Origin of the sequence: Kitasatospora sp. NPDC058190 (assembly GCF_042883685.1) — a bacterium.
GTDB lineage: Bacteria > Actinomycetota > Actinomycetes > Streptomycetales > Streptomycetaceae > Kitasatospora.
The window spans coordinates 1-11579 of sequence record NZ_JBHVVI010000194.1 but is presented as its reverse complement, the minus strand read 5'-3'; the positions used below and the strand labels follow the sequence as shown (position 1 = coordinate 11579).

General features: G+C 68.8%; 11 protein-coding genes and 2 pseudogenes. 7 read left to right on the top strand and 6 right to left on the bottom strand.

All coding sequences use genetic code 11. The features are described 5' to 3' along the window. Positions 1-169 precede the first annotated feature (169 nt). Together ACFVWU_RS42605 and ACFVWU_RS42600 are read left to right on the top strand one after the other, a co-directional pair. Complete coding sequence (locus ACFVWU_RS42605) at positions 170-1474, top strand: tetratricopeptide repeat protein (RefSeq protein WP_387631602.1); 1305 nt, start codon at positions 170-172, stop codon at positions 1472-1474. Between the two features lie 160 nt (positions 1475-1634). Then, the gene (locus ACFVWU_RS42600; protein WP_387631600.1) at positions 1635-2333 is read left to right on the top strand and encodes a cation transporter; all 699 of its coding nucleotides are present in this window, start codon (positions 1635-1637) and stop codon (positions 2331-2333) included. A 150-nt stretch (positions 2334-2483) separates the two neighbouring features. On the opposite strand, the gene ACFVWU_RS42595 is transcribed toward ACFVWU_RS42600, so the two are convergent. After that, the gene (locus ACFVWU_RS42595; protein ID WP_387631598.1) at positions 2484-3242 is read right to left on the bottom strand and encodes a hypothetical protein; all 759 of its coding nucleotides are present in this window, start codon (positions 3240-3242) and stop codon (positions 2484-2486) included. A 788-nt stretch (positions 3243-4030) separates the two neighbouring features. On the opposite strand from ACFVWU_RS42595, the gene ACFVWU_RS42590 reads away from it, so the two are divergent. The 4 genes from ACFVWU_RS42590 (at position 4031) to ACFVWU_RS42575 (ending at position 6288) form a co-directional block, all read left to right on the top strand. Further along, positions 4031-4573, top strand: a complete 543-nt coding sequence (locus ACFVWU_RS42590; RefSeq protein ID WP_387631596.1) for a hypothetical protein — start codon at positions 4031-4033, stop codon at positions 4571-4573. Positions 4574-4736: 163 nt separating this feature from the next. Beyond that, positions 4737-4868, top strand: a complete 132-nt coding sequence (locus tag ACFVWU_RS42585) for a hypothetical protein (RefSeq protein ID WP_387631594.1) — start codon at positions 4737-4739, stop codon at positions 4866-4868. Positions 4869-4873: 5 nt separating this feature from the next. Continuing rightward, the gene (locus ACFVWU_RS42580) at positions 4874-5674 is read left to right on the top strand and encodes a DUF6296 family protein (RefSeq protein WP_387631591.1); all 801 of its coding nucleotides are present in this window, start codon (positions 4874-4876) and stop codon (positions 5672-5674) included. Continuing rightward, on the top strand, positions 5599-6288 hold the full coding sequence (locus ACFVWU_RS42575) for a Ku protein (protein ID WP_387631606.1): 690 nt from the start codon (positions 5599-5601) through the stop codon (positions 6286-6288). The genes ACFVWU_RS42580 and ACFVWU_RS42575 overlap by 76 nt, the downstream gene beginning before the upstream one ends. Before the next feature lie 227 nt (positions 6289-6515). Here the strand turns inward: ACFVWU_RS42575 and ACFVWU_RS42570 are convergent, their stop codons facing one another. The 5 genes and pseudogenes from ACFVWU_RS42570 to ACFVWU_RS42550 form a co-directional block, all read right to left on the bottom strand. Beyond that, positions 6516-7079: a hypothetical protein gene (locus tag ACFVWU_RS42570; RefSeq protein WP_387631588.1), complete on the bottom strand. Its 564-nt coding sequence runs from the start codon at positions 7077-7079 to the stop codon at positions 6516-6518. A gap of 228 nt (positions 7080-7307) precedes the next feature. Continuing rightward, positions 7308-8153, bottom strand: coding sequence for a transposase (locus tag ACFVWU_RS42565; RefSeq protein ID WP_387631585.1), 846 nt, complete (start codon positions 8151-8153; stop codon positions 7308-7310). Between the two features lie 542 nt (positions 8154-8695). Continuing rightward, positions 8696-8935 carry a transposase gene (locus tag ACFVWU_RS42560; RefSeq protein WP_387631604.1) on the bottom strand — a complete coding sequence of 80 codons (240 nt, stop codon included), beginning with the start codon at positions 8933-8935 and terminating at the stop codon, positions 8696-8698. 252 nt (positions 8936-9187) lie between these two features. Continuing rightward, a pseudogene (locus tag ACFVWU_RS42555) lies at positions 9188-9805 on the bottom strand (IS256 family transposase); the annotation flags it as partial. Positions 9806-9815: 10 nt separating this feature from the next. Then, entirely contained in the window at positions 9816-10397 is a 582-nt protein-coding gene (locus tag ACFVWU_RS42550) for a hypothetical protein (RefSeq protein ID WP_387631583.1), read from the bottom strand. Positions 10398-11127: 730 nt separating this feature from the next. Here ACFVWU_RS42550 and ACFVWU_RS42545 point away from each other — a divergent pair. Further along, positions 11128-11579, top strand: a pseudogene (locus ACFVWU_RS42545) (transposase); the annotation flags it as partial.

Genomic DNA, 11579 nt, shown 5'->3' with positions numbered 1-11579 from the left:
CAGTTGCGCTCGCGTCACACACCACGGTCTACCGGATCAGGACCCGCCACGAAGGTAAATCACGCAGATTGATCACGACCGAATACGTTCCCTAGGGTGCGGGGTCGTGGACGCTGCTGATTTTGATTACCGGGCCCGGACCTTGTCGGGCTGCATTCCTGCGTCGCTGGTGACCCGGCTTCTGGAGCTTGGCCACGAGCGGGAAGTGGAGTTCCAGGCCGGGCGCGGGGAGTGGTTCTGCGCGCTGGAGTGGGCGCGGCTGCTCGGTGACCGACGGCAGTACGAGCAGGCGCTGGACGTGCTTGGTCCGTATATCGCGACGGGCCGGTGGCCGGCCGCCCGGGCTCGGGCCGAGCTGCTGGAATGCTGGGGCAGGGCGCAGGAGGCGATCGAGTTGTCCCGCCCCTACGCGCAGGCCGGCGACCGGTTGGTCCTGGAGTTCTTCGCGCGTCTGCTGGCCCGCCACGGCCGGGCCGCCGAGGCGCTTGCGCTGCTGCGGCCCGGGATTGAGGACTGGTTCCTCGCCCAGGCCCTGGTCGACGTCGCCGAAGCCGCGGGCCAGGACGAGGAGGTGGCGGCGCTGCTGGAAGCCCGGATCGAGGCCGCGGTCCCGGCCTGCGACGACCCCGACTGCCGCCGGCTCCGCCTGGAGCCGTCCAACGCCTTCGGCCTGCTCGCCACCGTCCGGGAGCGTCAAGGCCGCGTCGACGAGGCGATCGCCCTGCTGCGCCGCCGGGAGGTTACGTCGGTCAACGGCCGGGACGCGCTGGCCGACCTGCTGGCCAGGCATGACCGGATTGAGGAACTGCGCGCGTACGCCGACTCCGAGTACCACGGGCACGCCGCGCGGAGCCTGGCCGAGGTGCTGGAGGCACGCGGCGATGAGGAGGGAGCGATCGCCGTCTACCGGACCTTCGCCGAGAAGCCCCACGGCATGTGGCGCGTTGCCCATCTGCTGTCCCAGCTCTTGGTCCGGCACGGCCGCACCGACGAGGCGATCGTGGTGATACGCGCCCTGGCGGACTCTCCGGGCGGAGCGGAAGACTGCGTCGTTGACGCGCTGTGCACCCTGTATGCCGAGCACGGCCGTGCCCAGGAGGCTCTGGCCTACCTCGACGCTCTGAAGGAGCGGCGTGACGGTGAGGAGGATTGGGACTTCTTCCAGATACGGTTGCCGCTCATGGCCAACTGCGGCCTACTCGACGAAGCGATCGAGCAGGCCCGGGCGCACCCCGAAGGCGGCACCTGGTACGCGGCCTGGTCCCTCTCGCACCTACTTGCCGAGGCCGGCCGCATCGAGGAAGCCGTCGCTGTCCTCGAACAGCACCCCGGTTCCAACAACACCGTCCTGGCCCACCACCTCATCGACCTCGGCCGCGTCAACGAAGCCGTCGCTCTCCTCCAGGTCCGGCCAAGCGCCGCCCCCGCCCCCGACCCTTGGGACGGCACCTACTCCAACGAACCACCGTTCTGACCCCGCCCGCTCCTGCCGGTGGAGGCCGCGGTCAAAGTCCGTTGAGACTGGTCAAACTTCGGTGAGACGGGACACTGTTGACCTCTGACACGAGATCTTGACCGTTTGCCAAGTGATCTTGACGACTGGTACGTATCTGCCACTTGATCTTGATCGCTGGATGGGCGAGACGGTGGCTGTTACCGCGCTGGTGTGCGGCGCTGACGGGCTGCTGGCGTTCGGATGCCGGCCCGGTGGACGGGTCTGGGAGAATCGCGCGGTGAACAGCACCGATGACACCGCCCGCCAGCTTCTGCTCCGCCGCGGCTTCGCGCTGGAGTACGCCACACTCGGCTGGAACGTGGTCGGCATCGTGGTGCTCGCTGGCGCTGCGATCTCGGCGAAGTCAGTGGCGCTGGCCGGCTTCGGCCTGGACTCCTTGATTGAGATCGGCGCCTCCACTGTGGTGATCTGGGAACTCTCCGGCACTGGCGAAGAGCGCCAGAAGAGGGCGCTGCGGTTCATCGGGGGCGGCTTCGCGCTGCTCGGCCTCTACCTGCTTGCGCAGTCTACGATCGTCCTGGTCAGCGGCTTCCATCCGCACCACTCGGCCCTGGGGATCGTCTGGACGGCGATCACCGCGGCAGTGATGTTCACCCTCGCCTTCGGCAAGGTCCGCACGGGCGCCGCCCTGGACAACCCGGTCCTCAGGACCGAGGGCCGGGTCACGCTCATTGACGGCCTGCTGGCAGTGGCGGTTCTGCTCGGCCTGGTCCTCAACAGCACCCTCGGCTGGTGGTGGGCCGATCCGGCCGCCAGCTATGTGCTGGTCTACTACGCCGCCCGCGAGGTTCGCGAGATCTTCTTCGGCGACCACTGAGCCAACCCGACGGACCAGCCGCAACGAGCCTGAATCCATCAGGCGCCTCGTTGCGACGCCCGTTCACCCGGCGAGAACGGGCCGGTCAAGATCACCGGTCAGAGGACAGCGGGTGTTCCCGGTCACGGCAACGTGACCGGCCATCCGACTTTAGAGAGCAGTGTCTTCTACCGTGCGGGTTTGCTCGTCGTTGCTGAGCAGTTGGTAGCCGACCAGGACCATCAGTACGGCGAGCAGGGCACTGGAGGTGATGGTGGTGCCCACCCCGAGTCCGCCCTGCGCGACGGGCTTTTCCACCGCGTTCTCCGCGACCGCGCCGAGTGGGCGGGTCAGCACGTAGGCCGTCCAGAACAGCACGGTGCCCGAGACCGGGGTCAGATAGTGGGCGGCGAGGATCAGCAGCATCGCTCCGGAAAGCAGTAGAGCGCTGTCGCGGAAGCCGAGGCCCAGACCGTTCGACAGGAAGTCACCGCTGGAGGTGCCCAGCGTGTTGGACACCAGGGTCGCGGTCCAGTACAGGATCTCGCCTTGGGTGGTGTCGATCCGTTCCACGTCCATGGTCTGCCCGGTCAGCCGCCACCCGATGAGCACGGCAACCAGGAGGCTGGTCAGCACGGCCGCGCCGCGGGCGTAGCCCAGGCCGGCGGTGCGGTTCATGAAGTCGGACATCGCGGTGCCCACGATGCTGGTGGTCAGGATCACCGACCAGAACACCACCGGCTGGAACCGGTCGATCTTCAGCTGCATCGTCAGGGTGAGCCCGAACGCCACCAGGAAGATGATCGCGGCAGTGGCGTAGCCGAGGTTCAGTGGTGCCATCGACACGAAGTTCGATACCGACTCGCCCAGGGTGGTCGCCACGATCTTGATCGCCCAGAACAATGCGCCGACCATCGGCAACTTGCTCACAGCAGCCCTGCTCACGGCAGTTCCCATCCGCATCACCCACGAGGCCGATCGTTGGATTGCTGACGGCACCACCGGCGGTCCTGGGGCCGGCGTGCTTCCAGGTCCTCGTGTCGTGCCTGGCCACTGGTATATGCCGAGTCGTCACGGAACGCGTGACTCGACGGCTCGGCAATCGGGTGCTTCGGGGTCTGGGTGCGGCTTCGAACGCGTCCTGGACGGGTGCGTACTGCACGCGAGATCGGACACGGGCATCCCACCAGCAGCCGTCGGCCGAGGGACCGGGCCGGCCAAGTGATGGGCGCCTGGCGCGTCTACGTCGGCGGACCGCCGCCGGATGGCATGTTCGCGGCCGAAAGATTGCAGGTCAAAGTCCTGGCAATCTGCTGATCAGCGGGTCTAGCATTCCCGGCACGGCGGCCCCACCACAGCACCATCGGGCCGCCGGCCAGCGCAGCCACGTCGTGACCCCGGCGCGGCTGGCCTCCACGGCCGGGTTCCGCGGAACGCTCCCCCCTCGTTCCCCGGCACCCGGCCGCCCGCGCCCCACCGGTCCGGCTCCCTCTCCGACGAGGGGCACCGAGTGGTCGACGTTCGGGTCCTCCAGTGCCAGGTCCCCGACCTGCGCTGTAGACCTGGCTGCGCCCCGCTACGCTGCCTGTCGGCGCCCGCCGGACCCGAGACGCACACCTCCGGGCCATCACCGGCGGGCGCCGCCATGCTGTCGTTCGTTCGAGCGGATCCAGCAGAAGCCCCGCCAGCGCGGGGCGGGGCCGGATGGCGTCGGCGCCATGGGGTCGGACGACGCGATCAACAAGGCCAGGAAGCAGCCGCCGCAGCAGGATCCGAAGCAGTTGGAAGCGCAGTGGAAGGAACGGGATCAGCGTCGGCTCGCCGAACTGCTGTCCGACGTTCTGCGCCGGCTGACGCCGTACAGAGGCGAGCAGATCCACATCGTGACGCCGTCACCGGCCGGCCAGCACGTCGGACCGTACGGCCAGCGGTTCAAGGAGATCCACCGGCAACGGTGCTGGCTCATCAAGGAACTTCGCCGCGACGTCCTCGAACACCGGCCGGACCTGCGCACGGTGATGCTCTTCTCGGACGACGGTACCCCGTTCAAGGCCCGGGTCTACAAGGACACCAACCCCGGCATCTACGTCACGCCGCTGTCCCCGGAGCCGGTCGGCTTCAAGGACTACGAGTCCTTCGTCGGTCTGGCCTTCGGCGCCTGGATCGACGACTTCGAGAAGGACCTCGCCACCGCGATCGTCCGCTGCGAACGCGAAGCGGGCGCGGCCGGCACCCTCTCCCACGAGGGACCGAAACAATAAGACCCCGGCCTGACCTGCGGCATCAGAACCGCTCGGTCGCTCGCGCGTCGCCGGTCAGCGCGTACCGGCGGCACGCGAGCAGCTCCTCGGCACTGCTGCCGATCTCCTCGCCCAGGACCTGAACGCCCTGCTCGGCGCCCGCCTGGCCGCCCAGGCCGCGAACGTGGACCTGCTGCTGGCCGCCCCCACCGCACAGGCGCGCCGACTGCTGGAGATCACCGGCACCGACGAGCTCTTCACCGTCTGCGACAGCGTGCGCGCCGCCCTCGGCGACGCCGGCGCCGAATCCGGGTGAGACCCGTGGACACCCCGCAGCGGTACGCGGTCACCCTGCCCGGCACCCCGGGCGGGCACGCACCCCCGGAAGTCGTCATCGTCCACGCCACAGGCGAGCGGACCGCGGACGGGGCACTGGTCTACGCCGACGCCGCGGGCACGTTCCGGGTGGAGATCCAGGCGGGCGTGGCCCGGCCGCTGGACGCCGCGCCCGAGACCGGTAGCACACCTGCCTGCACGCGACAGCCCTGCCCTGGCCCACTACGGTCGGCCCAGCACCGGGTGCGCCACCGCCTGGCGGCGGGTCACGCCGGCGGTGGGGCCCTCGCGCGCCGGCGGCGGCCCGGTACCGCAGGCAGGAGGGAGGCCTTTCGTGGCCCGACCGATGTGGACGGGGGGCTGACGTTCGGCCTGGTCACCGTGCCCGTGGCCCTCTACACCGCGACGCGGTCCCACGACGTGCGCTTCCACCAGCTGCAGCGGGGCACCTCCGACCGGGTGCGCAACAAGCGCGTCAACGAGCGCACCGGCAAGGAGGTCGAGTTCGCGGACATCGTGAAGGGCTACGAGGTCGCCGAGGGCGAGTACGTGATCGTCGAGCCGGACGAACTGGAGCAGATCTCCCCCGGCCGCTCCCGCGCGATCGACATCGCCGCCTTCGTCGACCTCGCCGACATCGACCCGATCTCCTTCGACCGCACCTCTACTACCTCGGACCCCGCGGCAAGGAGTACCAGAAGGTCTACGCCCTGCTGGTCGAGGCGCTGGAGCACGCGGGCAAGGCGGGGCTGGCGATGTTCGCGATGCGCGGCAAGGAGTACCTGACCGCGGTGCGCTCGGAGAACGGGCTGCTGGAGGTGCGCACCATGCATTTCGCGGATGAGGTCCGCGACCCCCGCATCGAGGTCGGTGACCTGCCGGAGAAGGTGAAGCTGTCCCCGAAGGAGGTCGAGACCGCCGAGCAGCTGATCGGCATGCTCGCCGTCGACTGGGACCCCTCGCAGTGGCACGACACCTACGAGGAACAGGTGCACAAGCTCGTCGAGGACAAGCTCGCCGGCCGCGAGATCGCCGTCTCCGCCGGGCCCGCCCCGGAGGCCACCAACGTCGTCGACCTGATGGACGCCCTGCGCCGCAGTCTGGAGAGCGCCCGCAAGGGCGAGCCCGCCGGTGAGGCGGAGAAGAAGCCGCAAGCCCGGGCCCGCCGCCCCCCGAAGCCTGCCGCGGGCACGAAGAGCACCTCCGCCAAGGCCGCCACGGGGAAGAAGCCCGTAGCGAAGCGGACGAGCGCCACCGGCAAGCGGCAGCTGTCCCAGCTCACCCGGGCCGAGCTCTACCAGCGCGCCGCCGACCTGGACATCCCCCACCGCTCCACCATGAACCGCGACGAGCTCCAGTACGCCCTCGAACACGCCGCACGGCCACGCGCCGCGTCCTGAGATCCAGGACCAGACAGCCCGCAATGGCGCGGGCCAAGCCGGACCGGGCACGATAACCAATGGCGAGGGTGACGTGGGCTCCGGTCGTGCAGGTGCGGGTCGCCCCCGTTGTCTCCGCACCGCTTGTCGGCCGGATGGTCTTCGAGCACATCGTGCTCTCGCTGTACGAGTCCGCAGGACGTGCTCGATCCGGTTGATCGCAAGGATCTCTTCGCCGCCGCCGTTGCTCAGTTGATGCGTTTCCAGCGGCCGAACATGGTCGAGCGTCGATGGATCACCGCGGGAGGTGTCACGGGTTGTCCGGTGTGTCGCTGCCAGTAGGCGATGACCTGGGCAGCGTCCTTGTCGAAGGTCATGCTCGCCATCGACGTGCTGTTCGAGTAAGGCGCGGTGAGGCGGCTCAGCCGACCGGAGGTATCGCTGATCACCACCTTGCCGATGACCGAGCCCTGTATGTGGGATGTCTCCACATAGAGGTGATCGATCTGCTCCCAGGTCCAGGACTTCCGGAAGATTCCCACCCGGCGGATTCGTATGCCGCCGGGGCTCAGCTCTGTGTAGTCACCGCCGAAGACGAAATAGCAGAGAGCCAGGAGGGGGGCGATGCACCATGAACAGATCTGGATGATCTGCCGGTTGCCGTTCATGTCCGACGGGATCAGCGGCGCCAGCACTGCCAGTGCGGCGAACATCGCCGCTGGCACCAGGATGCCCCGGCGCTGCCGCGCGGACATCGAAAAGCGCACGGCACCATTGGAGTCGGCGGACTCCGGAGATGAAGGAAGGTCCATGACGCCAGTACACCACCAGCACCACCAGCACCAGTCGCGGCCCCTGGCGTGCGCTCATGAGCTGCTTGGGATATCGGTTTTCCGGTAACGGACAGCCACGGGTCCAGGTCCGGTTGGACAACGGCTTCGTCCTCGACGGGTGCGCCAGGGCATTGGCTCTGTTCACGAGAACGGGTTCTGGCTCAAGTTCTGGATGCCGTTGGCGATCTTCAAGTAGGTGCGGGAGTGTCAGCGGGTTCGAGTCCCGTCGCTCAGTTGCTGACACAGGCGTGTGAAACGGGTCGCGTCTTTGGTTCGGTCGTTGTCCGGCTGGTGCTGCTGGAGTCGGATGATGTTGGTTCCGGCTGCCGTGAGCACGTGTTGGACGTGGGTTTTGGCGATGCCGTGGTAGCGGCAGTGGCGGAGGCCGTGGGCGTGCACGGTCTCGGAGACGGTGGCCTCGCAACCGGCCCGGAGGGCGTATCGATCGTGCCAGGTCCGGGTCTGCTGTTCCTTGCGGACCCGGTGCTGGATGTCCTGCGGGGGTTGCGGCAACAGCAGGACGTGGCGGCCTTTGCCGTCGACGTTTCCGGTGCACTGGAGGCGGTCCTCGCAGGGCCGGCAGGTGGCGCGGGGGAAGAGCACGGACAGGCGTGGCTGGCCGTCGGCCAAGGTCGGCTTCCAGGGCGGACTGGTTGCGCCGTTGGGACAAGTCAGCGTTCTTTCAGTCCAGTTGGGCTGGAAGTCCTCTTTGTTGAAGCCCGGGCGGGACCGGGAGGCGGGTGCGACACGGACGGGGCCGACCAGGTCGATCCCGTGCTCGGTCCTGGCCCGGTGGATGGTGGCCGGGGTGACATATCCGCCGTCGACGAGGTGCTCGGCCGGGGCGAGGTCACGCGCCGTGAGGTCGGTGTGGATCGGCTCCAGGGCGTCGATGTCCTGCTCGGGTGCCGGCGTGGTGGCGACGTGGACGATCACGTTGGGCAGGCCGTCGTCGCAGGTCTCGGTCTGGTGGTCCTTGTAGCCCACCCACTCGGCCTTGCCGGGCTTGTGGCTGAACCGCGCCTGCGGATCGTGGGGAGAGACGGGCTCCACCGGCAGCGGCCGCCCCGGCGGACCGGCGGGCGGTGGCCCTGCGGCTGAGCCGGTCCCGGGTCTGCTTCGGTCCGCGCCAGCGCAGAGTGCCAGTCTCGTCGTACCCGTACTGCTGGACCCAGACCTGCCGCAGGACCTCGACCTTCGGCAGTCGGCGGAGCCGGGCCGGGGCATCGGGAGCGAGAAGGGCACGGAACAGCCGCATGCCGTCCTCGCCGACCGTGAGCGCGTACTGCTCGCGTTCCTTGGTCTCCTTGGGCAGCCGGTCGTAGCGCACCGGCCGGCCGTAGTGCCGGGCCCACTCGCCGGTGATCAGGGCAGCCGCCCATTCCTCATCGGCGGCAGTCAGCTCCTCCAGGGCCGCGCGAAGGGTCTCACCCACCAGCTCGATCCGGTCCAGGCGTCGCACCGCCGCCAGGACGTGCGTGGAGTCGGTCCGCTGCCGGCCGTGCCGCTTGACCAGCCCCGCTTCCACCAAGCGCTCCACCATCACGGCCAGCAGGCGGTCGGCGCGGTCGCCATCGGCCATCCGGTCACGGAACTCACTGAGCACCGAGAAGTCGAAGCCCGGATCGTCCAACTCCAGCCCCAGGCAGTAATTTCCAGTCCATACGACACCGGACGGCCTCGGCTGCCTGCCGGTCGGTGAGGTTCTCCGAGTACTGCAGCACCGACACAAGTGCCAGCCGAGCCGGCGACAGGCCACGACGCCCGTCAGTCGGATACCACTCCTCGAAATCGTCGTCCGTGAACAGTCCGTCCAGATGATCGCGCACCCACATCGCCGCCGTGCCCCGCGGATTGCTCGCCCGGGCCATCCGTGCGGTCAACGGCGGGATCTCCCGCCCGGACCAGGAACCCATCGCCACCGCAGCCCACCCTTCGACCAGCCCGAATCTCCAGGCCAGGACAGCAGGTGGGCATAGTCAACGGCCGCCGATCGACGACGATCTCACCCTCGCCGGTGAAGATCACCAACAACATCTCGGATGTGTGGCAGAGCCCGGCGAACGGTGTAACTCGGTTGGGTTGAGTTAGCGGCGGCCGGCGGAGAGTCGGCCGTCGAAGGCGATCTCGAAGGCGTTGAGTGCGGCCTTCCAGCGGGTCGTCCAGCGTTTGCGGCCGACCCCGGTCGGATCGAGGGACATGATCGCCATGGAGACGCACTTCAAGACCGCCTGCTCGTTCGGGAAGTGCCCGCGCGAGCGGACGGCCTTGCGAATCCGGGCGTTCACGGACTCGATCGCGTTCGTGGTGCAGATGACCCGACGGACCTCGACGTCGAAGCTCAGGAACGGCACGAACTCCGCCCAGGCGTTCTCCCACAGCCGCACGATCGCCGGGTACTTCTTCCCCCAGGCCTCGGTGAACTCGACGAACCGCTCCAGGGCGGCGTCCTCGGTCGGAGCCGTGTAGACCGGCTTGAGCGCCTTGGAGATCTTGTCCCAGTCCTGGCGGGCCGCGTAGCGGAACGAGGCCCGGATCAGGTGGACGATGCACGTCTGTGTGACGGCCTGCGGCCAGACCGTCTCGATGGCGTCGGGCAGGCCCTTGAGCCCGTCGCAGACAACCATGCACACGTCCGAGACGCCGCGGTTCTTGATCTCGGTCAGGACGTGGAGCCAGTACTTGGCACCCTCGCCGCCGTCGCCGGGCCGCTGTTCAGCTGCACAGGGCCCATAGCGGCCAGAGTGAGCCGAGCAGTCCTGCCGTGGTGGCCGTGAGGTAGAGCGGGGCGGTGCCGAGGTGCTCGCGGTGCGGCGCGGTTCGGCGGGTGGTGGGTGGCGCGGTGTCGATGCGGATGGCTGCCAGGCGTGCGGCCCAAGCGGCGCCGGGCTGCTTGCGCACCACGATGCGCCAGGGGCGGGCGGTGTCGTAGTCGATGACAACGACGTGGCCGACGCGGTAGTCGTTCACCTCCGGCAGGTGCACATCGACGCCCGCGTTGGCGCGGTAGGCAGGCCGGGTGGCCGGTGCGACCGTAAGGTCGAGTTGCAGCAGGACTTCCTCGCCTTCCCGGATCTCCCGGACCGCTTCGATCTTCGCGGCAGCCGTTTCCATGACCGGCGGGCCGTGCAGCCCGCGGCGCCGGCGTAGAACACGATGCAGCACGGTGAAGCCGGCCAGGCCGGTCCACGGCGCGAGGACGAGGCCGGCCACGATCAATCCCACGGCGGCCCTCGTACCGAGGTTGGCGAACCCCGCGGTGACCGCGCCAAGTTCGCCGCCGAGCAGCACGCACAACGTGAGTCCGCCCCAGAGCACCGTCGGCTCCCCCCTTTGCGGCCGCAGGCCAGGCGCGCATCGTACAGCCCGCGCGGGTGTCCGGGGAATGCCCGAACCGAGCAGCGCCGCGGATCAACTCGCGGTCACGCTGGGCGAGCCCAGGTCGGCGGGAGGGCGCTGGGCCGCCGCTGCGGCCTGTTCAAGGGTTCCCGTCCCGGCTCTGGGTTCGTATCCACTCGGGGGGCGGGGTGGTCCGATGGTACTGTCGGCGGCTGCCGTCGTCATGGTTGCAGGACGCCGCGGCAAGGCGCGTGCGCTGGGTGGCTAGCGGCTCTTGACGTCCCGCCAGCCCAGCAGATTGCGCGCTGGTCCATGCGGACAGCCGCTGACGCAGAAGCCCTGGACGAGCAGCTGGTCACAGAGAGTCTCCACCAATCTCGCGGGTGAACGGCTTGCCCCGGGGAGTACCTGCCGCCACGCCCGTCGGCCGACGCGCCCAGTCAGACATTCGCTCGTTGACCTGGGTGGCCAACCATCAGTGGCAGAAACCCGCGTCGGTCAGGTTCGGTGGCAATCGGTCAAGATTCAGCGGCACGCGACGAACAGGTCGGCACCCGCCCTGGCGGCTGCTGTCGCGCGCAGTTGTCGCGCCCCGACCTCGCACAAGGGTAAGCGCCTATCCGCGCACCCATGAGGGGTGGGCCTGTCAATGGGCAGGCTGAGATGCCCGGGACTTGCATCCGGGGTCCCGTCCCTGGTGATCATCGACACCCAGTCCGTGCGCGTGGCGGCCGGGGTGCCGAAGGAGACCACGGGACTGGACGCGAACAAGAAGACGCCCGGCAGGAAGCGGGGACTCGCCGTCGACGTGCTGGGCCTGATCATCGGTGTGGTGATCCTCGCCGCGAGCGCGCACGACAACGAGGCCGGCATCGCCCTGCTGGACCAGGCAGCCGAACGATGCGGGATGCGCCTGGAAAAGGTCCTGGTCGACCAGGGCTTCAAGGACGCCGTAATCATCCACGGGGCGGTGAAGGACATCACCGTCGAGGTGGTCCGCCGCAACCCCGACACCCAGAGCAAGGGCTTCGTTCCGCAACCGAAGCGGTGGGTGGTCGAGCAGGTGCGCCGTGAGGCGCTTGTTGATCGTGTGGAGGTGAGAGACCTGCACCAACCCGCTGTCGCAGCAGTGGGGTTGAA